The following is a 25,529-nucleotide window of genomic DNA, read 5'->3' as shown; positions in this document are numbered from 1 at the left end:
CCTCTCCTTGGCGCCGTGCCTATCGCAGCCGGACGCCGATCCATAGCGTGCGCGGCGTGCCGAGGTCGATCGATCCCGCCGCATTGCGCGTGACGACGGTGGCGTCGAAGATATTTTCCGCACGCCCGACGATCGCGACGCGATGCGTGAGCGGCACCGTCGCGACCGCCTCGAGCGTGGTGGCAGGCGGCAGGACGTTGGTCTCGAGGTCGTCCTCGAACTGCGCACCGACGCGGCGCAGTGTCGCCGACAGCGTCGGGCCGGTCGCGGGGCGATAGGCGAGGGTGGCGCTGGCGACGTGGCGCGGGCTTTGTGCGGGAATCTTGCCGTCGAGCGCGGCGGCGATGCCGGAGGCGCGGACGTGCGCGTCGTTGAACGCGTAGCTGGCGTCGAGCGCGACCGCGCCGTGCGCGATATGTGCGGTCGCCTCGATTCCTCGGACGCGGATCGCGTCGACATTCCGGCGCTGGCGCAGCACCGGGGTCAGCGTGACGTTGGCGATCGCATCGCCCAGCCGGTTGGCGAACGCGGTCAGGCCGATCGCGACGCCGGGCAGCGGGGTGAGGTCGACCCCGACCTCCGCGCCCTTGAGCCGTTCGAGCTTCAGCGCGGCATTGGCCTGGGTCAGGATCGGGAAGACCGTGAACGGGCGGTAGAGTTCGTTGAGCGTCGGCACGCGAAACCCGGTGTAGGCGGCGGCGCGGAGCTTCACGCCGCTGGTCGCCTCGACCACCGCGCCGACGCGGCCAGTGCCCGCGACGCCGTCGCGGTTCGCGAAGCGGTTGTTCGTGGTGAGCGCGCCGGTCGGGCTGCGTTCCTCGAAGAAACCCTGGGTGATCGTCCAGCGATCGACCCGCGCGCCGCCGGTCAGGATCAGCCGCCCCAGCGTCCAGTCGTCCTCGACGAACGCGCCGACGGTCGCGGTGTCGCCGCCCGCGTGGCGCGTCGCGGTGATCCGGCCGGTGACGGTGCTGTAGGCGTCCTCGCGGAGTGCACCCTGCGCCTGGCGTGCGTCGACGCCGATGCGGATGAGGTGCGCGGTGCCGACCGGCGGGCGTAGTTCGATCTTGCCGCCGATCCCGGTCGAGGGGGTGTCGCGCTGATCGAGCGCGAGCTTGAAGCTGGTCGAACTGATCACCTGATTGGTGAAGTTGCGCTCCTGGACATAGCCGAGCGCGTCGATCGCCCAGGCGCCGTGATGGACGAGGCGGAGGCTGGCGTCCTCGCCGTCCGAGCTGCTGTCGGCGCCGCGGAAGCGCAGCGTGCGGTGGTCGCGAAAGACGAGGACGCGCGCCTGGAGTTCGGTGTGGGCATCGATCGCCGCGACGCCGCGCAGGCTGCCCGACCAATCGCGATAGCGCGCGCGGACATCGGCGGGGCCGCGCTGGTCGGCGGGGGTGGTGAAAAAGCCGTCGCCGCGTTCGAACCGGCCCGATGCGGTGACATAACCGGTGCCGACGTCGGGGGACACCGCGGCGGTGATCTCTTCGCTGTTGCGGCTGCCGTAAAAGGCGGCACCGTCGACTAGCGGCAGATCGGCGCGGGTCGCGCTGGCGAGTTCGATCGTGCCCGCGACCGCGCCCGCGCCGAATGCGCCCGCGCCGCCGCCGCGGGTCACCCGCACCCCGCCGAGCCGATCGGGCACGAGCGCGTTGAACGGAATGTAGCCGAAGAACGGATCGGCTTGCGGCACGCCGTCGAGCAGGACGAGCGCGCGGCTGGTGGCGTTGCCGCCGAGCGCGCGCAGCGTGACGCCCTGCGCCGAGGGATTGGCCGAACGGCTGTCCGACCGGCGGAATTGCTGGAGCCCCGCGACGTCCTGCAGCACGTCCTCGATCCGCCCCGACGCGTCGCCGGTCAGCCGGTCGCGGTCGATCCTCACGGTGCCATAGGCGGTCGTCCCCGGCGGCACATCGAGCCCGCGCCCGAGCACGACGATGTCGGGCGGCGGGACGGGGGCAGAGGTAGGCGGCTTATCCTGCGCGAGGACGAACGAAGGCACGACGAGCGCGCCGACCAGCAACGGGGGGAGCCGCAGGGACATCATCGACTTTCGGACGGAAATGCGCGATCGGGAGGGCGCGACGGGCGGACCTCCCGATGCCGCGCGATCACATCGGCGGGGTCAGGCCGTTCTTGCCGACCGCGACGAATTTGGCGCCGGGCGCGTCGGGGGTCGTCACCGCGAACACCCTCTGCCCCTTGGCGAGGATCGCGCGATCGGTCGGTTCGAACCGGACGATCGGGGTGCCGACGGGAACGAGCACCTTGGACGTGCCACCCTTGTAGGAGATCGTCAGCGTCGTCTCGCCGGGCTTGCCCGCGCCGCCGGTGACAGTGCCGTTGGTCATGGCGCTCTGCTGCTCGACGGTGCCGTTGGTCATCGCGCTCGACGCGCCCGCATTGCCACCCGCGGCGGCGACGACGCCGGGCACGTCCCAGTCATAATGGCCCTCACCGGTGCCGCGCATCGATTCGGGGAAGATCACGAGTTCGACCGCGCGCAACGCGTCGTTGGGGCCGGTGGTCGCGGTGCCGATGAAATCGCCATCCTTGAGCGTCGCGAGGCTGGAATCGACCACCCAGGCGAACCCGGTCTTCGCGTCGAGCGGCACGTTCACCGACTGGCCGTCATAGGTCTGGATCGCGAGCGCATCGGCGCCGACCGTCTGCACGACCCCGCGCACCCGCCCGGTCGCGGTCATCGGGCTGGCGGTGGCCGCGGCGGCGGTGGTGTTGGCGTCAGCGGACTGACGGTCGCTGCAACCACCAACCGCCACCAATGCGCTACCCAGCATGGCCAGTTGCTTCATCATGATCGTCGTATCCTTGGTTGTTCGCGTCGCCGGGCCGGGACGGCGGCGGTCGGCCACGGGATATGCCGCTATCCCGTGCGGGGCAAGGGCAGCCGGGGGTTGCGGAGGTGCCGGGTGCTCCGCAAGGGCTGACCACCTTGTCGCGCGCCGATTAGCATGCCCGCTTGGGGACAGCGGATGTGAGTATCGAGCGGCTGGAAAAGCTGGTGGGTGAGGTGAAGCCCGGGCGGGTCGGAACTGTTGAACTACCAGTTGTTCGTCGAGCGATTGATCGGCACTGGCGCGCCCGCCGACATCGTCGAGTTGCTCGACGATGCGTATGTCGAAACCGAGGCTCTGCAGACGAATCGCGCGGGCGATGCCGCCGATGCCCGAGCCGATCACAATCGCGGTGCGGCGTATCATCACGGCGCGGTCTCAACTCTTGATGGCATCGGATTTGGTGACTCGGGTCGGTGCAACCGGTCTTCCAGCCAGCGCGACAGCAAAAGGTGCGGCACTGCGACCGATGCAAGTAGCTGAAAGGCCTGCGCCACCATGTTCTGGTCGATGCGCGACGATCCCAGCCGGTGCAGCACCCACCAACCCAGGATCGCGCTGCCCGACAGCGCCGCGCCGGTCATGAGCCACCGCGCCTGCGTCATGTCGCGGAGTATCACGCGCGTCTGCGCGAGATGCCGCGGCGAGTGCAGGAATACGAAGAACAGCGCGAACCCGGCAACCGGCGGCAGGATCATCAGCAGCAACAGGCACAGCGCCATCGCTGCCGCCCAATGGCGGCTGCCGTCCCGCCACGACACCGCGATGCCGACGGCGGTCACCAGCAATGTCACCGGTGCGGCGGCGGTGATGATCTGCGCGATCACGCTTGCCCGCGCGTCGCTCATTTCGACGAACAGCATAGACACATCCGCCTGATGCCCGATCGTGGGCGCGGCGATGACCGCCGCGCCAGCCGCAGAGCGCAGCAACGGCTCGTCTAGCATTTGCCAGTCCTCGCCGAAATGCACTGCCGCGACGGTCAGAAACAGGACGAGCGCGACCAGTGGAAACGCCATCCACAACATCGCGGTCAGCACCGCGATCGCTGCATAGCCGCCGACCGTTACCGCCAGACGCGACCGATCAACCGAGACAATGCGCCGCAGGAGCGCAATATCGTACGCGCCGTGTGGCAGCCCGCCGCCGATGAACAGAATAGTCATCGCGGCAATCGCTGCCGGCTGCCCGAGCGGCACCCGCAGGGCAGTGGCAGCAAGCAGCAGCGCGGCTGCGACCCAATACGCCGGATACACGGCGTCGCCGCGCCCAACGGGGGCACGGCGACGGTGTATTACCCTTGGTTGGGCAAGCTCTCGCATCAGATCGGATCAGGCGGCGTGCACCTTGAACCCATCGATTCCGGCTTCGGCTTCAGACTTGCGAACCGAAATGAGAAAGATGAGGATGCCAAGACCGGCCTTCGCGACGATATCCGCGATCGTGTAGCCGATCTGAATCGTCGTGGTCACGGTCCCGCCGGTCAGTCCGGCATAAGGTACCATGTAGACGATCGGATAGAAGCCCCATGACGCAAACGTCAACAACCGCGCCTTGCGCACCAGATTCTGCACATTGGCAGGCTGCTGGTTGATCGATTCGCCCAGGCCCCGGAATAGCTCCCACACGATATAGACGAACGGGATCGCCGACAGCGTCCCCCAAAGGGCGCGGGTCGGGATGTCGCCGGCGATTTCGCCAGGATAACCGAGGACGATCATCAGTGCCGCGGCGGAACCGAGCCGGATCGTCTTGGAGCTCGTCTCTGCGCGCGACAGGCGCATGACCAGGATCAACTCGACCAGTAGCAGCGGTACGGTCAGTAGCCAGTCGACGTAACGATAGGCATCGTTGAACGCGAAGCCGGTCGCCGACACGATGCCGTCTTTAAACGTGTAAGCGGCGTTCCAGCTCTCGAAGATACGGAAATAATGATAGGCGGCGATCCCGGTTACCAGCCCCGAAATGGTCAACGCGGTGCGGTAGGCGGGCGCGACTTGTGAACGGCTCAGCCAGAAAAACGCGGTCGCCGCGGCCATCGTCGCGAATGTGAAGGAAAACGCGTTGTAGACCAGGGAAAACTGGAAGGGTGTCACGATATCCATCTAAGTCTCCGTCACAGTGATCCGCAGCGCCAACGCGCCGGGAGAGATGTGCGGGGGTCATTCGACCATAGACGATCTTCGGGCCCCCGAAGTGTCGTCACAGCGGCGGTCGCAGGAGGGACTGCCTGACCGCGCACCGAATGGGTTAAGGCTTGCGGCCATGCCGCTGTGCCGACCTGCCCCTTATCGGTCGCGGTTCTTTTCCGGGCGATACGGGCTTTGTGCTGTATCGGCGAGCTGATCGTCAGAGCCCTGCCTCGACCGCCAAGCGGATCAGATCGGCTGTCGTCTGAAGCTCAAGCCGCTTCATCAGGATCGCACGATGCATCTTGATCGTCTTTTCGGCGAGGCCGAGTTCGGCTGCGATCTGTTTGTTGAGCAGCCCGTCGGCGACAAGCTTCAAAACCTGCCCTTGCCGACGCGATAGCGCTTTCACCATGTCGGCCGCACGGATTCGGCGCATGCTCGACGGTGATGGAGCCCCGGCATCGATCTCGACTTGCGAGCCGAGGAAATACAGCAAGGCATCCTGCTCGTCGTAGATCGGCGCCACCAGAACGGCGTTCCGAAAGGGTTGGCCACTGCGTTTGTAGTTCAAGATTTCCACCAGCACCGGATGATGCTCACGCACGCCGCGACGAATCTCCTCGGTCAGCCAAGGCTCGGTCGCCGGGCCTGACAGGAAGCGGCAGTTGCGCCCGACGACATCCTCGACCGGATACCCGGTCAGCTCGCAAAAGGCGTCGTTACAGGCGACAATCGGGTTGTCGGGCAATCGTGGATCGCTGATCACAGATGGAATCGGACTATCGGCGACCAAGCGGAAATGCCGATCGCTCGGGGGCATAACAACGACCTGTCGCGCCATATTATATGCGAGTCCGCTGCATGTCGGCTTGCATACCGGCGGTGAGACGTTGTGGCACCCGAATTCTTCGGGACCAGGGACGCCGCCCGTGCGCAATCATTGAACGTCGCGGTTCGTAATGTGCGCAAATACAATCGAATGCCCGTTGCCGCGCGATGCCGATCGTCCGTTAGTGGTAGCTTTCGTGGGAGCCGCACGTTTTCAGGAACGGAACAGACCGAACGGTAGTGGTCGACTTTGGTAGAAGATGTCCATTTCAGCGGAGCGGCAGGCGTCCGCTCAACCCGTCCCACCAAAAGTTGGCCAGTTCAGGTCAGTACGATGATACTCCGGTGGTGCGGGCTCGCCCAAGCAGAACTGGAGCGGGTGAAGGGAACACGCTGTTGCAGTAAGTGGCTGATAGTAGAAGCTTAACAATCACGGCAATTCTGTGCGCTCGATTGCGGCGTCAGGTTGGCCGGATTGGGCCGAAGCACCTGGCAGTCCCAACCTTACTTGAGTAAAAAATTGAGAACGTGGGCGCGTTATCATCGCTCCTGCGCAATCTTAACCAAAAAAACATTGTGGACGTGGTTAACGTTCCCCAAAGAACGGAGGGGAACCAAGTGGTCGGCGTAACGACAGAAAACGAGCAGTACGAGCGAGGCTGCAGGACCACGCAAAGGTCGCCCACGTCGGCATGGACGCGGCGCGCCCTGGCCGGGGCGGTGATGCTGACGTGCCTGGCAATATTCTTTCGTGACGCCCTGATGACGCGATTACAGATGCTGTACGGCGACAATTATGACGGCATGATCGAGGTCGCGATCCTGAACCACTGGTACCGCGTGTTCACCACCGGGGCGGCATGGGACGTGACCGGATATTTTTATCCCTATGCGTCGACGCTGGGCTACAACGACACGTACGTCGTTCCGGGCATTCCCTTCTCTCTTGCACGAATTGCCGGTGCCGACCCCTTTTTGGCAGCCTGCGCATCGCACGTGGCGATGAAGTCGATCGGATTCGTCGGGATGTACGTGCTGCTCCGTCGCGGCCTGAATGTCCGCACGTTGCTGGCACTCAGTGGCGCCGTGCTATTCACGACCGCGAACGTCTCGCTACTCCACATGTATCATGCCCAGTTGTTGAGCGTCGGTCTATTTCCGTGGCTCTCTTTCCTCGCGGTACGCACGGCCCGGATGCTCCATCGCGACCGGTCCTACGCCGTGTTCGCCTATGGCTGCGGTTTCGCGGTGCTTTACGGTGTCACCGCCCTGAACGCTTTTTATGGCGTTTGGTTTTTTTCACTGTTCCTCGCCATTTATGCACCGGTCGCGCTGATGTTGATGCCGGCGAACGAGCGCCAAGCGTTTGGCGCGGCGGCAATGCGACATTGGCGAGCGCTGCTAGCTTGCTTGGTGGTCGGTGCAATTGCGCTGCTGCCAATGCTGCTGCTGTATCTTCCGATCATGGCCACCGGGGCCCGACACAGTTGGGAGAGCGGCCCGCACCTGTATTTGCCGAACATGCTGACGCTGTTCAACGTGGGCTCTGGCAATCTGGTCTGGGGCCGGTTACCGACGCTGCTCGGCGCCGACGCTCCGTTTCCGGGCGGTGAGACGCGCTTCGGACTGCCGATCGGCTTGATGGTGGCGACACTGTTCGCGCTGCTCTGGGCGGGGCGTGAGAGGGCGAAAAGCGGGATCATGCTGCCCGTCGGCATCGCACTTGGTGTGGTGACTGTCCTTGCGTTACGCTGGCCGCCCGATCACTCGGCTTGGTGGTATATATACTCATACGTGCCCGGCGCTTCGGCCGTGCGGGTCGTTTCGCGATTTCTGTTGTTCGCTTTGGTTGGCATCATCCCCATCGTGATCGTTTTTCTCGACCGCACGCCGCGCCGGGGCTGGGTGCTCACGCTTATTTTAGCCGGGCTCCTGGTCGAGGAGGTTCAGCTTGACGCCCCGCTGACACTTGATCGGCACGCGCAGCTCCGCATGCTGGCGGCGGTCGGCCCGCCACCGGCGCAATGCTCCGCGTTCTTCGTCGTGTCTGCCCGATCCGCCGACTTCCCCGTCCTTGCCGAATCCCGGGCGATCGACCGCGCCTGGGGTGGGGACGGCATCGGCACTGGGGGGTGGTCCTATCGCCCGAACGTCGATGCTATGGTGCTGGCCAGTTATTACGGTCGCCCGACGATCAACGGCATTTCATCCTTCAACCCGCCCGACTGGACATTCGCGAACCCCCAGGCAGCAGATTACCTCGACCATGTGCGCAGCTATGCGATGCGCCATCGCTTGCATGGATTGTGCGGCCTGGATGTGCGGCGCGCGGTGTCTTGGTTCCCGCTCGCGCATGGCGCGTAAGAAGGCGCCCCGCATGGCGATCGCCTCGCACCCGGACCAGGTCATCGCGATCAGACGGATGCGCAAGGTCCGGCTGATCACGATCGGGCTGCTCCTGCTCCTCGTCATCGTAGCGCTGGTCATGCCGTCGACGATGAGCCGAATTCGCGCGCCGCAGCCGACGCCGACGCTGTTTTATATGCAGGACCTGGCGCTGCTTCCACTGTTCTGCCTCGCCGTGGTCACCTTCGGACGGGGCCGACCGTCGCGGTTGCGCCTGCCAGCGACAATCCGGCGACCGGGATGGTGGCTGGCCGGGGCGGCCTGTTGCTTGTTCGTCATTTGCTCCTGGGGCTATGACGGTGTTTTCCAGGGAATAGACCTCAGCAGAGACGAACAGCTGGCAGTCTTCGATTCCGCCATATTTGGTAGCGGACATCTGGCCGCCCCCATTCCATCCAGTTGGCAGACAATTGCTCCCGCGCTCAATTTACTGTTCATTCTCCCGATTGGCGATCATGCCGAATGGATATCGGCTTATTTGCCGGTAAATGCAGCTTTGCGTGCGCTAGTTTCAACGGTAGCAGACCCGGTTTTCACATCCCCCATTTTAGTTGTTATCGGTCTGCTGGCACTGGCATCGATCGGTCGGCGACTGTGGAAGGATTCGCCGGGCAGCCAGATGGCGGCGCTGCTTTGCTATCTTTGTTCTTCACAGATCATCATCACTGCCATGACCGCCTACGCGATGACGGCGCATCTTGCGCTGAACCTCGTTTGGCTCATGCTGTTCCTGCGTAATGACCGACTTGGCCTGGCGGGCACCTTGGTCGTCGGCTTCCTTGCCACGGGGGTGCATCAACCGTTGTTCCACCCACTTTTCGCCTTGCCGTTCGTGCTCGGTCTGGCTCGGCAAGGAAATTGGCGGCGTGTTTGCGTCTATGGCGTCGGCTATGCGCTCATCTGCGGTTTCTGGATGGCATGGCCGGTTTGGATGAGCGCTCACGCCGGCCCGGTGCCCGCGGGCAACGATCGCGAGGGTATCGACTACGCTACCCGCCTTGCTCATATACTGGCATTGGTCGGGGTCGATGCACTTTGGACCATGGCGGTCAACTTAATCCGCTTCGCGACCTGGCAGCATTTGCTGCTGCTGCCGATGGTGCTGCTGGGTGCCGTCGGCGGGTGGAAAGATCAATCCCTGGTGCGTTCGCTGACCATCGGTCTGGTCCTGCCGATCCTCGTGATGGGTTTTCTACTGCCTTGGCAGGGGCATGGCTGGGGCTATCGTTACCTGCACCCGGTGCTCGGAAACGCCTGTCTGCTCGCCGGCTACGGCTGGCGGCAGGCAGAGACGGCGGGCGTCGATCTTCGTCGGTCGATGCTGTGGACCACGGTCGGGAGCCTGCTGCTGCTACCCGTGCATGGTTGGATGGCTCACCAATTGGTGGCCGCTCAGGCCGAGCCCGACTATGCTATCCGACGCATCGCAGCCGACATCGCGGTGATTGATGCGGGACCGGGCAATGCCGATCTGGTTATCAACGCGCCTGACCTCGGCAACCGGCCGATCCGGCTGCTCGGACCTGCCTTGCGTCCGGCAGACATTGCCTCGCTCTGCCGGGGTCGGACGACCGCCTTTGTCGATGCACCGAGGATCGACGGACTAGCCGTTTATTACAGCGGTCGAGGTGCCGTGCGGGCGAGCGATCATCAACGCGCGTTGCGCGCTGCGGCGCTAGCCGTCGGGTGTCATATCGTTCCAGAGCAACGTTGGTCGAACGATTGACTAATTAGCGCTGCTGTCGATCGAGGAACCATTGCCCTCTACACCGAGTAACACGTCGGTGCTTTGCGTAGCGAACCGCCGATTTAGCTATCTGCTCAATGCCGAGACGATCGCGGAAACCATGACGGGCCAGCTGTAATGGCTGGCTGCATGATCAGCCATCGCGCGCGGTGGGGGGACGCATGGTAGCGTATCGATCGTCGCGGCCACCCTCGTTGCAGTCTGCTGCGGGTCGGCAAGGTCGATCATGACGTGTGCGAGCCACGACCGCGCCTCGGGATCCGCCGATGCGGTGTCGGTGCCACACAGGATGCGCAGGCCGCATGCCATCGCCTCCTGAACGACGAGCGGAAAGCCTTCGCCGATGCTCGGCAGCAGCAGCAATCTGGCCTGACGATAAAGGTTCGCAAGCGTTGCCGGGGTCTGTTGTGGCAGCACCGAAACGTTCGATAGCTGCCACTTGGTGGGATCGATCGGCCCGCGCCCCACCAGAAGGAAGCGCAGGTCAGGCCGCATCCGCGCAAGTGCGGCGATTACGGAAAGCCCCTTCTTTTCGACAAATCTGCCGACGAACAGGATCGTCTCGTCCCGCTTCAGCGCCACCGGGTGGAACAGGTTGGTGTCGACGCCATTGAACAGCAGCTGTGGAGCCGAACGGAAGCGGACATCAGCGAACAAGTCACGCACCGTCGCGCTGATGAATACGACGTGATCGGCACCACGCAGCATCGGGCGCGTGACGCATGTATTGGCAAAGGCCATCAAGCTGCGCAGCAACCGGTTAGAAAAGGGAATGTCCGCGATATGCTGGATCAGCAGTACCGGTTTGCGAAGCCGGCGCGCGGCTATCAGCGCCACGATCGACGAAACGTAAAGCGCATCATGGACGATAACCGCGTCGCTGGCCGCCACCGCCCGCCACAAGCGGCGGATCGCTGCTGGCGTGGGAATTGGCATCGGCAGTCCGGTCAGTCGTTCCAGCCAGTTGACGCAGGTAAGGCCGACCGGTCGCGTGGCGCCGAGATCGGGCAGCGCGCCTTCCCGCGCGGCTGCCCACTGCGTATCATGCCCCTGCGCGACGAGTTCACGATTGAGGTGCCCGGCCACGAGTTCGATCCCGCCACCATGGGGGGCGAAGAAATGCGAAACCGTCAGGATGCGCATATCGCTGCCCGCCCACCGATCGCCCACCGTGCAGCCACGAAATTGATGATCATCATCAGTAACGTCACGACCGGTGACGCTATCGCCACGGGCAGGTGCAACGGGACCGCAAGAACGAAGAGTAATGATGTCGCCACGGGGAAATTGGCCGCCATGGCAAGCGTATAGCGTACGAATCCGGTCCGTGTCGGTGCCGCGCGAAAGACGATTGCACCGATCAACAGATAGCCGATGACGACCATCAGACAGAAACTGAGTGCCGTGGCGCCCAGCAAACCCGCCCCCGCCCATGCGGCGCCGATGACGATACCGTTGTGCATGAGCGCACAACTGCCCGCAACCACGGCGTAACGCACCGTGGAGACACGATTGGGCGGAGAGTCGTCCCGACGCACAATAGGGGCCCTTTAGGCGCGGTGGCCTTCGATCAGCATGCATGAAGCCGTGTTCAACGACGTCCAGCCGGTCCCGGCGCTTGGAACGCCGAGCCGAGCGATCCGACCAAGCAGCGCCGCAAGCGGCTGAGGCAGCCGGCGGCGGTTTTGGAGGGTGCGCGCGCCCAATTTGCGCTGGATCTCGATTGGCCGCGCCGTTTTGCCGAACAACGTATACAGCAGCCCGCCCGTGAAGCGAGAGAGCGTCTCCCAACGCCGTGTTTGTGCCGGGTCGAGATAACCCAGGCAGGTGTCGAGCACGAGGCCATGGCGACCCAGCATTTCACGCCAGTCGGCTTCAGACAGGTAATGGAGATGCGCCAACCGTGTGTCCAACGTTTTCAAATACGCCGCGCGCGACACGCCTGGCATCAGGCCGCCCGCCAGATTATCGTGGAAGGCGGGGCCCGGCACGGTGAAGAAAAACCGTCCGTTGCGCTTGAGCAGGCGGCCTACCTCGGCCATTGTACCTTCCAGCGGGGGCACGTGCTCAAGTACCGAATTGGACATGACGAAATCGAAAGTCGCCGCGTCTTCCGGGATGGCATCCGCCGAACAGGTGTGGATCGCACGATAAAAGGGGAAACGACGCGCCGCGTCGGTTTCCAGCGGATCGAGATCGATTCCAACCAGATCGCGTGTGCCGATTTCATCGAGCAAAATATCCGTGAGGATCCCGTCGCCGCAGCCAAGATCGAGACCGCGTCCGTTCGGGATTTCGCGCGAAGCAAGCGCCGCAATTTCAATCGCACGCCAGTAGGCTGTAGCCGGCTGGGCGGGATAGGCGCCGGTGAAGGTCGCAAACAGGTGGGTTTTGCTCATGCGTAAAGATCCTCGGCGCCATCGATGATGGCGTGCTGCAGGGTCAGGATGGCGTGCGCAGCTTGCGCGGAGATTGGCGCCATCGCCTCGACATCGCCTGCTACGGCGCGCGCGAAGCGATCGAAGAGCTCGCCATTGCCATAATTGAGCCGCCCCGACAGGTGCGGGATGCCACTGGTGACGTGCTGGAGCCAATGTTGAGCGGTCGCGATCGCGCTGGTGCGCAGAACCTTGCCGGTGTCGTGAAGACCATCGTTCGGCAAGCGGACATAGATATCGCGAAAGATGTCGACAATACCGTAGCCGCGGCTGCCGCCGACCATCAGATACCATTCGCTGACCGGGCTTTCAAAATTGCAGGCGAGCCGTACGGGGCAATTATTCGGTCCGCCGCGAAACCACGCCTCGACGCGTGCCGGCGTGCGGAGACCGCGGGTGCTCGCGACCTTGAACGCGCGCGCCAGCGCGATATCGCCGACGACGGCCCGCAACAGATAAAGTAGATGGGGGCTTTCGTCATAGAACAGGCCAAACGGCAGTTCCTCGCACCATTCCGGTAACCGACGATCGGGATTGCCGAACTGAACGGCATCAATGCCGGTGATGTCGCCCAGCCGCCCGTCCGCAAGATCGGCGAACAGCGCCTTGGTCGACCGCGCAAATTGAAAATTGTGGACAACGGCCAGACGGCGATCCGCTTCCTGCGCGCGGGCGATCAGCTCCGCGCCTTCCGCGCTGGTCATCGTAAACGGCTTTTCGGTCAACACGTGCTTGCCCAATGCCAGCGCTTGCACGGCGAGCCCGTGATGCGCCATCGGCGCGGTCGAGATCGTGACCGCATCCACTTCGTCCAGCCAGGCGATGTCCGCCAGCGTGTCGGTGCAGCCGTGATAGCGATACCGCCGCGTCTTGGCGACGTCGCGTGCGACCCCGGGGTGGCGGTCGACCACGCCCACGACGTCGAAGCGGCCCGACCGATCCATCACGGGCAGGTGCCGATGCTGCGCGACCCAGCCCAGGCCGATCGCAGCGACGCGGAGCGTCACGCGGCCTGAACCATCTGAGGCGCAGGCGACAAATTGGCGAAAAAATCGATTGGATGCGGGGCGGTGACGAAGCGCGCCTGATGCCCGGCGATGATCGACAGCAGGAATCCCCCCATGATCGTCTGCAGTCCGGTCGCCCCCGCGACACAGGCAATTATCAACGGCAACGGGGTTGCGAGTGCCGCGAAATGATCGATGGACCAATGCAGAGCCACAGCGCCCAGACCGCATCCCGACAGGATCAGCAGCGCAATCCCGACGATCAGCGTCGTTTCCAGCGTCAACACGTGAGCATAGCGTCGCAATATGGGGGCCATCTCGCGATACTCCTGACCGACCCCGTGCAAGTGGGTGGCGATCGCCATCACGCCCGACAAATGCCCAACGCAGAACAGAAAGCCGGCGACAAGCGTCCAACTCGTGCCGAAAAATTCGACACCGGGGAGCAGGCTCAGCAGATTAGCCAGCGCGACCAGCATGATCATGCCTGCCACGGCCATGGCGGCGATCGCCGGAATGCCGAACAGCCACGTCGGGCTGAGCATCAGGAGATAACGCAGGTGGCGCCAACCGTCGCGCCACGGGCGCAGATGCGGTGGCCGGTTGCGTAGGTCGACCGAAAGCGTCGCTGGGGCCTGTTCGATGCGGACGCGTTTCAAGCTGGCCTTGATGACCATCTCGCTGGCAAATTCCATGCCGCTACCCGACAAATTCAGTGCTAGAAAGGTTTCGCGACGGATCGCGCGCAAGCCACAATGCGCATCGTTAACCCCCGATCGAAACAACAAGTTGAGCAGGCCGGTGAGCAGCGGATTGCCGATGTACCGGTTCTTCCAAGGCATCGCTCCCGGCTCGATCCCGCCGGCAAAGCGAGACCCCATGCACAGGTCCGCACCGCGTGTCAGGCGTCCGACCATCGCCACCCCATCGGTGAAATCGTAGCTGCCATCGGCGTCGCCGATGAGTAGATATCTGCCGTCGGCGCCATAGCAGCCGCCGATGATCGCAGCGCCGTAACCGAGTGACGCGACCGACACCACGCGAGCGTCGAGCGATTCCGCTATTCCTTGGCTGCCATCGATCGATCCATTGTCGGCGATGATTATTTCGCCGGACAGTCCATATTCAGATTCGATCCGAGCAAGCGCGTCATGCGCGTTGGCGATGCAATGCGGTAGGCTCTCGGCCTCATTGAGGCACGGCATGACGATCGACACATCGATTGCACGTGCTTGCCGGGCCATGATGGTAAGTTCTTGGCTGCCAAGATTGATCATTCAAGATACCCCCGGGGCTGGTATCTTGAAAATAGATCGAAGTGGTTAACAACTAGTTTCGGGCGATCGGATGGGTCGGGGCAGGGTACGGACTAGAAACTGCAGGAAACGGCATTCGTACCGAGAGCCGCAATCATAACGACAAGGGCGCTACGCCGGAATGGACGAAGACCAGTCAAGTCGGCATTACCAGCGACGACGGCATTCTCAATAGTCTCGCCGTCGGCGCGAGCCGCCACGACCGTTGGCCATCGCCACATCCGAAGACCTGACGCTGCGCCATCCGCTCCGTGTCGACTGCGGCTGCCACGGCAGCCTGCGAGGTTTCCCTGCAGCGGCATGAGATGCTGGCGGCCATGGCTGAGGTGGGACTCAAGGGCATGGCCGGCGCTTTCGACGAGGCGGGCTAGAAACTTATTCGCCGCTCGATGGCGACGCTCGCCCGTCGACGCATCGGCGAGGCGAACTGGCGGCTGGGCGAGACGATGCTCGGCCACCGACGGCGTTTTCGGGCAGGATCGTCCGGAAATCTCCGAAGCCGCTCTCACCGGTCCTGATGCTCTCCTCGCGCTGGATCAGCGCCGAGCAGCGAGTTGATGTGGGTGCCCATCTTTATACCGCTCTCCACGGCAGCGTAGTTGTGGATCAGGCGTCCGAACGCCAGAAGATGCTTGTCGCTAGGAACTGCCATGCCGAAATCCGATCCCGATGATAACTACTGTTGTTGCCCCCTAAAGGCTGAGCGGCCCCCACCGGGTGGTCCGGGTAGATAGTTAGTGCATTGTCGTCTCCGCCGCCATTGCCGGGCGGAGGTGGAGCGAAGCGGAACCGGAGGCCGGCAATGGCGGTGTCGCCGCCTCGGGTGCCGGCGGGCGGTAGCCCAGGCTGCTATGGGGCCGGACGGTGTTGTAATGGCGCCGCCACGCCTCGATCAGCACCCGTGCCTCGGCGAGGCTGTAGAAGATCTCGCCGTTGAGCAGCTCGTCGCGCAGCGAGCCGTTGAAGCTCTCGTTATAGCCGTTCTCCCAGGGCGAGCCCGGCGCGATGTAGAGCGTCTTCACGCCGACTTGGCCGAGCCATTGGTGGACCGCCGTAGCGATGAACTCGCTGCCATTATCCGACCTTATATGCGCTGGCGGACCTCGCACGATGAACAGCTCGGCAAGCGCCGCCAGCACGTCCTCGTGTTTCAACTGACGTGCGACGATCAGCGCCAGGCATTCCCTGCTGGCCTCGTCGATGATCGTGAGGATCCGGAACTTGCGCCCGTCGTGCGTCCGCGCTTCGACAAAGTCAACCGCACCGTGTGGCCTTGCCCTTCGAACGTGCGCCCGAGATAATGAGCACCGCAGCACGCCTCCATCGCCACGACGCAAGCCGGCAGCGCGGCGGAGAACTTGATCAGTCCCTCCCGCGTCATTCGTCGGCGCAACACCACGGTTCCGCTCGCATCCATTCCTGCCAAGCTACAGCTGTTCTTGCCTAGGTCGATCCCGAGCGTGGCAATCGGCGTCTTCGTCGTCATCGGTCCTCTCCTTTTAATCCAACGCCAGATTGCGCCAGATGATGAGGGGCGGGCCATCCCATAAAGCCGTCGGCATCTTTGCGGAGATGCCGCGATGAAGTTCGCCTTTATCGAGCAGCATGCGTCCACCTGGCCGGTGAACGTCATGTGCCGCATGCTCGGCGTGTCGCGCAGCGGCTATTACGACTGGCGTGTCCGAGCGCCGAGCGCACGGACGACGGCGAACCTGGCATTGCTTGCCGACGTGCGCCGACTTCAGGCGCATCATCAAGGCCGATACGGATCGCCGAGAATGCATGCCGCCCTGCGGGCGGAAGGTCATCGATGCAGCCGTGGTCGCGTTGAACGGCTGATGCGTCGCCATCGTATCCGCGCACTGGCGGGGCGCCGGTTCCGGCCGTGTACTACCGACAGTCGTCACTATCTGCCGATCGCGCCGAATCTGTTGGCGCAGAACTTCGCGGCAACCGCGCCAAACACAATCTGGCTCGCCGACATCACCTACATCGCAACCGGCGAAGGGTGGCTGTATCTCGCCGCGGTTCTTGATCTTGCAACCCGCAAGATCGTCGGATGGGCGATGCGCGACCACATGCGAACCGAGCTGYCGCTCGCGGCCATGATGATGGCTGCCCAGCGGCAGCGGCCCGACCGCGGTCTCATCTGCCACTCGGATCGCGGATCCCAATACGCGGCCGGCGCCTATGTCGATCACTTGGCCGCGATCGGCGCGACGCCCTCAATGAGCCGCACCGGCAATTGCTACGATAATGCCCCGATGGAGAGCTTCTTTCACACCCTCAAGGTCGAACTCGTCCATCAGTGCCGATGGGCGACACAGGCCGAAGCGCGGCACGCGCTGTTCGGATACATCGAGGGCTACTATAACCGGCACCGCATGCACTCGGCCCTCGGATATCTAACCCCCGAGCAAGCCGAGCGGAGCATGACCGGCTAACCCTGCGTGTCCGCCGAACCGGGGGAATATCANCGGCCGGCGCCTATGTCGATCACTTGGCCGCGATCGGCGCGACGCCCTCAATGAGCCGCACCGGCAATTGCTACGATAATGCCCCGATGGAGAGCTTCTTTCACACCCTCAAGGTCGAACTCGTCCATCAGTGCCGATGGGCGACACAGGCCGAAGCGCGGCACGCGCTGTTCGGATACATCGAGGGCTACTATAACCGGCACCGCATGCACTCGGCCCTCGGATATCTAACCCCCGAGCAAGCCGAGCGGAGCATGACCGGCTAACCCTGCGTGTCCGCCGAACCGGGGGAATATCAGGGGAATATCACAATGGTCTCTGCGATCCGCAGCTTGGTGAAGGCAGCCGGTCCTGCGAGCCGGACGATCGCGGCAAGTTCAGCATCCTTCCAGCGACAGTCCTCAGCGGCCAGGATAGGTCCATGCGCCAGCACGATCCCCGTCTGAGCACACCAGTTCGCTAGCCCCGGCAGGCCAGTTGATAGGCGCTCACGAGATGTCGACGAGGCGCTGGCAATGGGCCGGACGGCCGCGGCTGGAACCCGCTTCCACTTAGCACAGCCTCCGCCGTCCCAGACTTGGGCAAGGGCCTCACTTTGGCAGACGAGTGCGCGATGCTTTCCCCACCAATCGGTCTTCTTTAAGGCATCAAGCAGAGCTCCACGATCGTCGTCATTTGGTAGCGCGGGGATCGCAGCAGCTAGCGCGGGTAGGACCTGCGACAGCGTCGCCTCCGCCTCCAGTGCGGCATTCCAGCGACCCTCCGCACCGGGTTCGTCAACAGTGCGAACCTCGGTTCTCGCGCTCGACACGAAGAAATAACCGTGCAGCAGCAGGTCGATATTGCCTATCGCGGCGGGCAGCGAGGTCTCCGCGATAATCGCCACGGGCAGATAAACGGTCGATCGCAGACGCAGCCGACCCTCGGGACCCATAGAAGGCGACCGGCAAATGATCACTGCGCCGTGCGGCTCCGCCTTGGCCGGCACAAGCTCTTGGCGATAATTGCGGGCCGACGGCCAATCCTCCGCTAGTCTGACGTTTACGGCTTCGCCACTCGGACACCACGTTTCGCAGCCCGAGAAGCGAACCGTGGCTTCGTTCGCCTAATGCCAGCTTCCTGCCAACGATCGTCCCGCTACCCCACCTTGCGGCCCGGACAATCGGGACGCCCCGGTCGCAATCTCGAGCCGACGTGCTTTGGCCCCCGGCCCGGAAAATTCGATCGAACCCAGCGTTCGTAGGCAGCACAGCGCAGGCATGAGTTCCTCTCCGCCGGCGATGTCAGCGAGCGCGCGCTCCGGCGTCCATTTCTCCGGGGTCAACCAGAGCCCGGCGCCAGGCATCAGCGTGTCCGTCCGCAACGGCAGGACAAGCGCGATGCCGCGCTGCTCTAAGCCCTGACTGGAGAACCAGAGGAGGTGTCTGTCGTCCTGGGAAAGCTCTCCCCAAAGGTTGGCCGTATCAGCTGCATCCGGGATTTCCTCCCAAGGATTCATCACCTTGAAGTCCAGCTTGCCGTCGATCCAAGCGAAAGCGACGAAAGCGTCACAGAGATGAAAGAAAGCCTTCTGACCTAGGCCGAACCGCCCCACCGTGGCAGTATCGCCCCCCTTGCTCCCGCCGCTGGCCTTCTCCATCGCGGCGAAGTGCTCGGCCATCACCAGCCCGTCGTTGGCGATTATCAACGAAGGTGCGCGTAGCAACGGGTTTGTAGCCTCCTTGAAGCCTTCGTGCGCGCGGACGATCAGACGCTCGGCGCCCGCATCATCCGCGTTCTGGAGCAGCTCCTTGAAGACCGGAAAACCAGACTTGTAACGGTCCCGCAGGAGATTCTGAAGATCCTCGACAATGCTGACAGGCGTCGTGTGGAAGGCGGTCAATTCATTCCCCTATCTTGACCGGCCCCTCGCACGTTGCCGTGACAAAATCGGTCGTGACTGCAATCCTAGATCAACAAGAAGAGAGCCTATCGAATAGCATCTTGCATCGGAAGCGGCTACGAAACCGATGAGGTATAATCCGTTGGGATCGGCGACACGGCAAACGGTAGCGACTTGAGCTGCTCACGCACCGATGGCCCGGTTTGCGGCTAAAGCCGTCAAAACCAGCTAAGATCTGCTTGAGCTCGTCTCGGTCGCTGTATCGTCGCGACGGCATCGACGCGACGCTGACCCGCATATGCGTGGCGCACGGCGATAGCGATGCGACGCTTCCACCGTGATCAGCCCTAACCTCGACAGGGGAGAGCCGCAATCGCGGTGATTGCTATGTGATTGCCGGCCGCTTATCGCGGCAACCGACCGTCAGGCTAAGTGTCTGAAAAGAGTGGTGGACGCACTTGGGCTCGAACCAAGGACCCGCTGATTAAGAGTCAGCTGCTCTACCAACTGAGCTATGCGTCCATTCCGTCGTCCGGCGGGCGTCTCGCGCTCGTCGGATCGGGAAGCGGGCGGTTAGCATTGGTGGCGGGGGATGCAAACCCTTTTTTGGCGGGTGCGCGGTCACCAGCGGACGGTGCGGCGATTCTGGCGGTCGATCGACATCAGGATGCCGAGGCACAGCATCACCGTCATCTGCGCGGAACTGCCAAAGCTGACGAGCGGAAGCGGGATGCCGACCACGGGGGCGATTCCCATCACCATCGACAGGTTGATCGCGACGTAGAAGAAGATCGTCGTCGCGAGTCCCGCCGCGGTCAGCCGGGCAAAGCGGGTGTTCGCGGCTTGCCCGACGTTGATCCCCCAGCGGATGACGAGGATGAAGGCGAGGATCAGCAGGCACCCGCCGACCAGTCCCCACTCCTCCGCCATCGTCGCGAAGACGAAGTCGGTATGGCCTTCGGGCAGATAGTCGAGATGGCTCTGGGTGCCTTGGAGGAAGCCCTTGCCGAAGATGCCGCCCGATCCGATCGCGATCTTCGACTGGCTGATGTGATAGCCGGTGCCGAGCGGATCGCTTTCCGGATCGAGGAAGATAAGGACGCGGTTGCGCTGATAGTCGTGGAGCAGGAAATTGACCGCGAGCGGGGTCGCGACCGCCAGCGCGAGCGCGCCGCCGACGAACAGGCGCAAGGGGACGCCCGACAGGAACACCACCGTCGCGCCGCCTGCGCAGACCATCAGCGCCGTCCCGAGGTCGGGTTGTTTGAGGATCAGCAGCGCGGGCACGCCGATGAGCAACGCTGCGGGCCAGATCGCGCTGAATTTGCGTGTCTCGCCAGCGGGAAGCAGGTCATAGAAGCGGGCGCAGGCGAGCACGATTGCGGGCTTCATGAATTCGCTCGGCTGGAGGCGGATGCCCATGTCCAGCCAGCGCTGGCTGCCGCCCCTGACCGCGCCGATCAGTTCGACGAGGATGAGGAGGACCACGATGACCGCGTAGACGGGCAGCGCGCCTTGTCGCCAGGCGCGTTCGGGGACGTAGGACAGCATGATCGCCGCGGCGACAAACATGTAGAAGCGCACGCCTTGCGACATGGCCCAGGGCTGCATGCTGCCTCCCGCCGCCGAGTAGAGCACGACCTGGCCGAAGGTGGCGATCGCGACGACGAGCAGGATCATCCGCCAGGGCAGACGGGCAAGCGGTTCGGGCACGAGCGATCGGTTCACTCGTCGCTCCGTTCGGTCGAGCCAGTCTCGGCGACGGTGTCGCCGGCGGCGCTGGTGCCGGTGAGTGCGGCCTGGGTCTGGTTGGCAAGATCGGTCGCGGCCTCGACCGCGGCGGAGTCGGTGGGGACGACGCCATCGGTCTTGGTCGCGACCGCCGCGGGGCGCGGGGATTGCGCCGCCTTGTAGCTGGCCTGGCTGGCCGCCATCCGGGTCGCGATGTCGCCGCCCCAGGTCGGCTCAACCTCCGCCAGACTGGCGATCGCGCGGTCGCGGTCGACCAGATAGGTCATGATGTCGCGCGCGATCATCGGGGTGTCGAGGTTTCGGACGGTATGACCGTTGTGCTCGAGCACGACTCCGATCGCGTAGCGCGGGTTGTCGGCGGGGGCGAAGCCCATGAAGAGTGCGTGGTCGCGCAGTTTGAAGGGTAGCGAGCCGTTCTTGAGCACGCCGGACGCGCGTTCGGTCATCGTGATCCGGCGGACTTGCGCAGTGCCCGTCTTTCCCGCGAGCGCGACATCGGGGGTCAGCATCCGTGCCGCGCCCCCGGTGCCGCCACCGTTGACGACGCCCCACATCGCCTCGCGGATCGTCTGGAGATGTTCGGACTGGAGCGGCAGCGGGGGAGAATCGCGGACCTGATCGGCCAGGATGCTCGGCTGCAGCGTGCGACCCGACCCGATCCGGCTCGCCATCACCGCGAGCTGAAGCGGGTTGGCGAGAACATAGCCCTGGCCGATCGAAGCATTGAGCGAATCCGCGACGGTCCAGTCGTCATGGTATTTGCGCCGCTTCCATTGGCTGTCGGGGACGGTGCCATAGCGCTGGCTGGCGAACGGCAGGTCGAATTTTTGCCCCAGCCCGACCGCACGGGCAACCGGCGCGACGTGATCATAGCCGAGGCGACGGACCATTTCGTAGAAGAAGATGTCGCAGCTCTGCATAATCGCGTGCTTGAGATCGAGCGGCCCGTGACCCCCGCGCTTGTGGCAGTGGAACACCCCGGTACCGACGCGCAGCGCGCCCGAACAGAACACGCGTTCGGACGGGCTGACTCCGGCGCGCAGCAGCGCGAGGCCATTCATCGGCTTGACCGTCGATCCTGGCGGATACAGCCCCTGCGTCACCTTGTTCATCAGCGGCACGTGATCGTCGTCCGACAGCATGTTCCATTCGAGATGGCTGATCCCGTCCGAAAAGCTATTCGGATCATAGGCGGGCATCGACACCATCGCGAGCATCTCGCCGGTGCGGCAGTCGAGTACCACCGCCGAGCCCGAATTGGTGCCGAGCCGCCGCGCGGCATATTCCTGAAGCCCCGCATCGATCGTCAGCTTTTGCGTCCTGCCGGGAACGTCGGGGCGGGTCGCGAGCTCAGCGACAAGCTTTCCGCGCGCGGTGACCTCGACCCGTTTGGCGCCGGGGGTGCCGCGCAGTCTGTCCTCGAGCGTCTTTTCGAGCCCGTCCTTGCCGATCTTGAACCCGGGGGTGACGAGCAGCGGATTGTGCGACTTTTGATATTGCTCGGCGCTGGGCACCCCGACATAGCCGGTCAGGTGCGCGACCGCGGCGCCCGCGGGATAGTGGCGCGAAAAGCCGCGGGTGGGCGCGACGCCGGGCAATTCGGGCAGGTGGACGTTGACCGCGGCGAAATGCTCCCAGTCGACATTCTCCGCGACCTGAACCGGCTGGAACCCGGCCGCGTTCTTGAGATCGAGCCTGATCCGTTCCACCTCTTCGGGGGGCAGTGCGAGCAGCCGTTGGAGCGAAGCAAGGACGCGATCCTGGTCGACGAGCCGATCGGGGATGATATCGACACGAAAGTCGGTGCGGTTGTTCGCGATCGGCACGCCGTGGCGATCGATCAGCCACCCGCGCCGCGGCGGCATCAGCGTCATGTTGACGCGATTGCTTTCCGACAGATCCGAATATTTGCGGTTCTGTGCGACCGCGATCCAGCCCATCCGCCCGGCGAGCACGAGCCCGAACCCCGCCTGTGCGGTGCCGAGCAACCACGCCCGGCGCGAGAAGGTGTAGGATTGCATCGCCTCGGTGACGGGGCGCGGGGTGCCCTTCACGTCGCGGACCCACGCTTGCGGTCGATCCAGGCAACCAGCCTAGCGGCGAGGGGGAAGAGCAGGATCGACATCGCGATCTGAGCCAATAGCACGCTATCGACGTGCGCGCCCAAGGGAAGTGCGACGAGTCGACCCACCGTCAGGCAAAATATGATCGCCGCGGCCGCGATCAGCCAATCCTGCCAGAAATCGCGAAAGATCAGGCGCTGTTCGACCAAGTCGATGCCGATCATCACGACCGACCAGAGCAGCATCGATGCACCGATCGGCTGGCCACTGACGACGTCGTCGAACAGCCCGAGCGGCGCCCCCGCCCACGGGCGCAGCGAGAAGCGCGCGAGCAAGCGCCACGTCAGCAATATGATCAGCCCCATCGGGGGCAGGAGCGGCAAGCTGGCGACGACCGGGACGATGGTGACGAGTGATCCCGCCATCACGGTCGCCCATGGCACCACCCGTGCGCGGCCCGGCGGCAGCGGCGGAGCGAACGGGCGGAAATCGATCTGGCTTTCGTCGCTCTGTCTCATGGCGCGGCGCGGAGCGCGGGGGGCGGGGGCGGCAACGGCATATAGGGCCGCTGAACCAGCGCGAAGTCGAGCGAATCGGGCGCGGCGAAGGGGATCGCGATCGCCTGATCAATTCCGGCATGGTCGATCCGCGCGACCGGGACCCCCGGTGGGTAGAGACCCCCGGTACCCGAGGTCACGAACATGTCATGCGGGCCGAAGCGGACGTTGGTGCGTTCGGCGGAGCGAATGTCGAGGCGGCCGTCGCCGCGCCCCGAGGCGATCGCGGGCATGCCATCGCCGATCCGCCGAACTGGGACGACGCTTTCGGGATCGGTCAGCAACAGCACGCGCGCGGCGATCGGCCCGACCTCGGTGACGCGCCCGACCAGACCGTTGGGGCCGCGCACCGGCATCCCCGACCCGACGCGTTGGAGCGTACCCGCGTTGAGCAGCGCGAAACGGCGACCGCTCGACGGGGTCGAACTCACCAGCCGCGCCACGACGACCGTCGTATCGTCGCGGTCGCGCACCGCGAGCAACTGGCGCAGGCGGTGGTTGTCGTAGACGATCGTGCGGGCCTGCATCAGCGCGACGCGCGATCGTTTCAGTTCGGCGCGCAATGCCGCGTTTTCGCCATGAACCTGAAAATAGCTGCCGATCGCGGTCGGGATCGCGCCGAACCACCGCGCGACCGCGTCGAGCCCCGACGACACCGGCGCGGTCACGCTGGCGGCGGACATCCTGACCGGCGCGAAGGTGGCGGGGTGGAGCGTCGAGATGACGAGCAGCACCGCACCGACCACTGCGCCCGCCACCGCGACCACATAGCCCAGAAAAGCTCCATATTGCCGTCGCCGCGAGAACCCGGTGCGGCGGTCGCGGGCTGCCATGCGCCGCTCCCTCGGTAAATGCAGAATGGCCCGATGGCGGAGGACCCCTGCGTAAAACGGAAAGACCGAACCCTATTAACGCCGCCGTCGCGCCGCGTCAGCCGCTCTGCAACACCCCGCGATACATCGGATCTTCGAGCGCGCGCCCGGTGCCGAGCGCGACGCAGGTCAGCGGATCCTCGGCGACCGTTACCGGCAGCCCGGTCTCGTCGCGGAGGACCTCGTCGAGCCCCTCGAGCAGCGCGCCGCCGCCGGTAAGCACGATACCCTGGTCGACGATGTCGGCGGCGAGTTCGGGCGCGGTATTTTCCAGCGCGACGCGGACGCCCTCGACGATCGTCGCAACGGGTTCGCTCAGCGCCTCGGCGATCTGGCCCTGATTGATCTGGATTTCCTTGGGGACGCCGTTGACGAGGTCGCGGCCCTTGATGAAGATCGTCTTGCCGATGCCATCGGCGGGGGGCCGCGCGATGCCGACATCCTGCTTGATGCGTTCGGCGGTGGCTTCGCCGATCAGCAGGTTATGGTTGCGGCGGACGTAGCTGACGATCGCTTCGTCCATCTTGTCGCCGCCGACGCGGACGCTGGTGGTGTAGGCGAGCCCCCGCAAGGAGAGCACCGCGACCTCAGTGGTGCCGCCGCCGATGTCGACGACCATGCTGCCGATCGGTTCGGTCACGGGCATGTCCGCACCGATTGCGGCCGCCATCGGTTCCTCGATCAACCACACCGTCGAGGCACCCGCGTTGCTCGCGGCGTCGCGGATCGCGCGGCGTTCGACCTTGGTCGATCCCGATGGCACGCAGATCACGATCTCTGGCCAGCGCGCGAAGCGGCGGGGGCCGTGGACCTTCTGGATGAAGTGTTTGATCATCTGCTCGGCGACATCGATGTCGGCGATGACGCCGTCGCGAAGCGGGCGGATCGCCTCGATCGAGCCGGGGGTCTTGCCCATCATCAGCTTGGCGTCGTCACCGACCGCCTTGACGCGCTTGACGCCGTTGATCGTCTCGACCGCGACGACCGAGGGTTCGTTGAGCACGATGCCGCGACCGCGGACATACACCACGGTATTCGCGGTGCCGAGGTCGATCGCCATGTCGTGCGACATGAATTTGAAGAAGCGGTTGAAGAAGGCCATGGGAGAGCGTCGTTTCCGTGTCATGCCGTCCGGTCCTCCGGCCAGCGATTCGCTTGTATCTCGCGAGGACCGCCGCAGAGCCAGATCAGCTTCGG

19 protein-coding genes, 1 tRNA gene and 5 pseudogenes are annotated in these 25,529 nt (G+C 64.3%); 4 read left to right on the top strand and 21 right to left on the bottom strand.

Annotated features, from left to right (window positions below):
- Nucleotides 1-19 precede the first annotated feature (19 nt).
- From EAH84_RS13695 to EAH84_RS13675, 6 genes and pseudogenes are all read right to left on the bottom strand, one after another.
- The gene (locus EAH84_RS13695; protein WP_140872565.1) at nt 20-2,047 is read right to left on the bottom strand and encodes a TonB-dependent receptor; all 2,028 of its coding nucleotides are present in this window, start codon (nt 2,045-2,047) and stop codon (nt 20-22) included.
- 64 nt (nt 2,048-2,111) lie between these two features.
- Nucleotides 2,112-2,873, bottom strand: coding sequence for a hypothetical protein (locus tag EAH84_RS16245; protein WP_241656613.1), 762 nt, complete (start codon nt 2,871-2,873; stop codon nt 2,112-2,114).
- Between the two features lie 219 nt (nt 2,874-3,092).
- Nucleotides 3,093-3,221, bottom strand: a pseudogene (locus EAH84_RS16240) (NAD(P)-binding protein); the annotation flags it as partial.
- The gene (locus EAH84_RS13685) at nt 3,221-4,021 is read right to left on the bottom strand and encodes a Brp/Blh family beta-carotene 15,15'-dioxygenase (protein WP_241656610.1); all 801 of its coding nucleotides are present in this window, start codon (nt 4,019-4,021) and stop codon (nt 3,221-3,223) included. The pseudogene EAH84_RS16240 and the gene EAH84_RS13685, both read right to left, overlap by 1 nt.
- A gap of 165 nt (nt 4,022-4,186) precedes the next feature.
- A complete protein-coding gene (locus EAH84_RS13680; RefSeq protein WP_140872562.1) occupies nt 4,187-4,960 on the bottom strand; it encodes a bacteriorhodopsin-like in 774 nt (257 codons plus the stop codon).
- A 244-nt stretch (nt 4,961-5,204) separates the two neighbouring features.
- Complete coding sequence (locus tag EAH84_RS13675) at nt 5,205-5,828, bottom strand: LuxR C-terminal-related transcriptional regulator (protein WP_140872561.1); 624 nt, start codon at nt 5,826-5,828, stop codon at nt 5,205-5,207.
- 710 nt (nt 5,829-6,538) lie between these two features.
- Here EAH84_RS13675 and EAH84_RS13670 point away from each other — a divergent pair.
- Together EAH84_RS13670 and EAH84_RS13665 are read left to right on the top strand one after the other, a co-directional pair.
- A complete protein-coding gene (locus tag EAH84_RS13670) occupies nt 6,539-8,179 on the top strand; it encodes a hypothetical protein (protein WP_140872560.1) in 1,641 nt (546 codons plus the stop codon).
- A gap of 13 nt (nt 8,180-8,192) precedes the next feature.
- Nucleotides 8,193-9,947, top strand: a complete 1,755-nt coding sequence (locus tag EAH84_RS13665) for a hypothetical protein (protein ID WP_140872559.1) — start codon at nt 8,193-8,195, stop codon at nt 9,945-9,947.
- 87 nt (nt 9,948-10,034) lie between these two features.
- Here the strand turns inward: EAH84_RS13665 and EAH84_RS13660 are convergent, their stop codons facing one another.
- The 7 genes and pseudogenes from EAH84_RS13660 to EAH84_RS13625 form a co-directional block, all read right to left on the bottom strand.
- A complete protein-coding gene (locus EAH84_RS13660; RefSeq protein WP_140872558.1) occupies nt 10,035-11,111 on the bottom strand; it encodes a glycosyltransferase family 4 protein in 1,077 nt (358 codons plus the stop codon).
- Complete coding sequence (locus EAH84_RS16645; protein ID WP_140872557.1) at nt 11,099-11,431, bottom strand: GtrA family protein; 333 nt, start codon at nt 11,429-11,431, stop codon at nt 11,099-11,101. Before EAH84_RS16645 ends, EAH84_RS13660 begins: the two co-directional genes overlap by 13 nt.
- Before the next feature lie 87 nt (nt 11,432-11,518).
- On the bottom strand, nt 11,519-12,367 hold the full coding sequence (locus EAH84_RS13650) for a class I SAM-dependent methyltransferase (RefSeq protein ID WP_140872556.1): 849 nt from the start codon (nt 12,365-12,367) through the stop codon (nt 11,519-11,521).
- The gene (locus EAH84_RS13645; protein WP_206663972.1) at nt 12,364-13,413 is read right to left on the bottom strand and encodes a Gfo/Idh/MocA family protein; all 1,050 of its coding nucleotides are present in this window, start codon (nt 13,411-13,413) and stop codon (nt 12,364-12,366) included. Before EAH84_RS13645 ends, EAH84_RS13650 begins: the two co-directional genes overlap by 4 nt.
- The gene (locus tag EAH84_RS16235) at nt 13,410-14,657 is read right to left on the bottom strand and encodes a glycosyltransferase family 2 protein (protein ID WP_206663971.1); all 1,248 of its coding nucleotides are present in this window, start codon (nt 14,655-14,657) and stop codon (nt 13,410-13,412) included. Before EAH84_RS16235 ends, EAH84_RS13645 begins: the two co-directional genes overlap by 4 nt.
- A gap of 806 nt (nt 14,658-15,463) precedes the next feature.
- Nucleotides 15,464-15,991, bottom strand: a pseudogene (locus tag EAH84_RS13630) (integrase core domain-containing protein); the annotation flags it as partial.
- Nucleotides 15,985-16,215 (bottom strand): annotated as a pseudogene (locus EAH84_RS13625) (IS110-like element ISMmg1 family transposase); the annotation flags it as partial. The pseudogenes EAH84_RS13625 and EAH84_RS13630, both read right to left, overlap by 7 nt.
- A 64-nt stretch (nt 16,216-16,279) precedes the next feature.
- Between EAH84_RS13625 and EAH84_RS13620 the strand changes: the two are divergent.
- Nucleotides 16,280-17,173: pseudogene (locus EAH84_RS13620) on the top strand (IS3 family transposase); the annotation flags it as partial.
- A 62-nt stretch (nt 17,174-17,235) separates the two neighbouring features.
- Nucleotides 17,236-17,472, top strand: a pseudogene (locus EAH84_RS13615) (IS3 family transposase); the annotation flags it as partial.
- A 29-nt stretch (nt 17,473-17,501) separates the two neighbouring features.
- Here EAH84_RS13615 and EAH84_RS13610 read toward each other — a convergent pair.
- The 8 genes from EAH84_RS13610 to EAH84_RS13575 form a co-directional block, all read right to left on the bottom strand.
- Nucleotides 17,502-18,092: a hypothetical protein gene (locus tag EAH84_RS13610; protein WP_140872553.1), complete on the bottom strand. Its 591-nt coding sequence runs from the start codon at nt 18,090-18,092 to the stop codon at nt 17,502-17,504.
- Between the two features lie 219 nt (nt 18,093-18,311).
- Nucleotides 18,312-19,088, bottom strand: coding sequence for a sacsin N-terminal ATP-binding-like domain-containing protein (locus tag EAH84_RS13605; RefSeq protein ID WP_140872552.1), 777 nt, complete (start codon nt 19,086-19,088; stop codon nt 18,312-18,314).
- Between the two features lie 446 nt (nt 19,089-19,534).
- Nucleotides 19,535-19,610: transfer RNA gene (locus EAH84_RS13600), tRNA-Lys, on the bottom strand.
- A gap of 99 nt (nt 19,611-19,709) precedes the next feature.
- The gene (gene rodA / locus EAH84_RS13595) at nt 19,710-20,768 is read right to left on the bottom strand and encodes a rod shape-determining protein RodA (RefSeq protein WP_194150411.1); all 1,059 of its coding nucleotides are present in this window, start codon (nt 20,766-20,768) and stop codon (nt 19,710-19,712) included.
- A 44-nt stretch (nt 20,769-20,812) separates the two neighbouring features.
- Nucleotides 20,813-22,861: a penicillin-binding protein 2 gene (gene mrdA / locus EAH84_RS13590; protein ID WP_194150410.1), complete on the bottom strand. Its 2,049-nt coding sequence runs from the start codon at nt 22,859-22,861 to the stop codon at nt 20,813-20,815.
- Between the two features lie 29 nt (nt 22,862-22,890).
- The gene (mreD, locus tag EAH84_RS13585) at nt 22,891-23,421 is read right to left on the bottom strand and encodes a rod shape-determining protein MreD (protein ID WP_140872549.1); all 531 of its coding nucleotides are present in this window, start codon (nt 23,419-23,421) and stop codon (nt 22,891-22,893) included.
- Nucleotides 23,418-24,293 carry a rod shape-determining protein MreC gene (mreC, locus tag EAH84_RS13580; RefSeq protein ID WP_140872548.1) on the bottom strand — a complete coding sequence of 292 codons (876 nt, stop codon included), beginning with the start codon at nt 24,291-24,293 and terminating at the stop codon, nt 23,418-23,420. Before mreC ends, mreD begins: the two co-directional genes overlap by 4 nt.
- A gap of 97 nt (nt 24,294-24,390) precedes the next feature.
- Nucleotides 24,391-25,434 carry a rod shape-determining protein gene (locus tag EAH84_RS13575; protein ID WP_140872547.1) on the bottom strand — a complete coding sequence of 348 codons (1,044 nt, stop codon included), beginning with the start codon at nt 25,432-25,434 and terminating at the stop codon, nt 24,391-24,393.
- Nucleotides 25,435-25,529 lie beyond the last annotated feature (95 nt).

Origin of the sequence: Sphingomonas oligophenolica, assembly GCF_006438955.1 — a bacterium.
Classification (GTDB): domain Bacteria; phylum Pseudomonadota; class Alphaproteobacteria; order Sphingomonadales; family Sphingomonadaceae; genus Sphingomonas; species Sphingomonas oligophenolica_A.
Note: the sequence above shows the minus strand (reverse complement) of the source record. Positions and strands in the feature narration are given on the sequence as shown.

Excerpts from the sequence above, each read along its gene's own strand:
- EAH84_RS16235 (WP_206663971.1), bottom strand. The coding sequence starts at position 14,657 with ATGGCCCGGCAAGCACGTGCAATCGATGTGTCGATCGTCATGCCGTGC.
- EAH84_RS13680 (WP_140872562.1), bottom strand. The coding sequence starts at position 4,960 with ATGGATATCGTGACACCCTTCCAGTTTTCCCTGGTCTACAACGCGTTT.
- EAH84_RS13660 (WP_140872558.1), bottom strand. The coding sequence starts at position 11,111 with ATGCGCATCCTGACGGTTTCGCATTTCTTCGCCCCCCATGGTGGCGGG.
- EAH84_RS13650 (WP_140872556.1), bottom strand. The coding sequence starts at position 12,367 with ATGAGCAAAACCCACCTGTTTGCGACCTTCACCGGCGCCTATCCCGCC.
- EAH84_RS16645 (WP_140872557.1), bottom strand. The coding sequence starts at position 11,431 with ATGCACAACGGTATCGTCATCGGCGCCGCATGGGCGGGGGCGGGTTTG.
- EAH84_RS13665 (WP_140872559.1), top strand. The coding sequence starts at position 8,193 with ATGGCGATCGCCTCGCACCCGGACCAGGTCATCGCGATCAGACGGATG.
- EAH84_RS13575 (WP_140872547.1), bottom strand. The coding sequence starts at position 25,434 with ATGGCCTTCTTCAACCGCTTCTTCAAATTCATGTCGCACGACATGGCG.
- EAH84_RS13695 (WP_140872565.1), bottom strand. The coding sequence starts at position 2,047 with ATGATGTCCCTGCGGCTCCCCCCGTTGCTGGTCGGCGCGCTCGTCGTG.
- mreD (WP_140872549.1), bottom strand. The coding sequence starts at position 23,421 with ATGAGACAGAGCGACGAAAGCCAGATCGATTTCCGCCCGTTCGCTCCG.
- EAH84_RS13670 (WP_140872560.1), top strand. The coding sequence starts at position 6,539 with ATGCTGACGTGCCTGGCAATATTCTTTCGTGACGCCCTGATGACGCGA.
- rodA (WP_194150411.1), bottom strand. The coding sequence starts at position 20,768 with ATGATCCTGCTCGTCGTCGCGATCGCCACCTTCGGCCAGGTCGTGCTC.
- mrdA (WP_194150410.1), bottom strand. The coding sequence starts at position 22,861 with ATGCAATCCTACACCTTCTCGCGCCGGGCGTGGTTGCTCGGCACCGCA.
- EAH84_RS13685 (WP_241656610.1), bottom strand. The coding sequence starts at position 4,021 with ATGACTATTCTGTTCATCGGCGGCGGGCTGCCACACGGCGCGTACGAT.
- mreC (WP_140872548.1), bottom strand. The coding sequence starts at position 24,293 with ATGGCAGCCCGCGACCGCCGCACCGGGTTCTCGCGGCGACGGCAATAT.
- EAH84_RS13675 (WP_140872561.1), bottom strand. The coding sequence starts at position 5,828 with ATGGCGCGACAGGTCGTTGTTATGCCCCCGAGCGATCGGCATTTCCGC.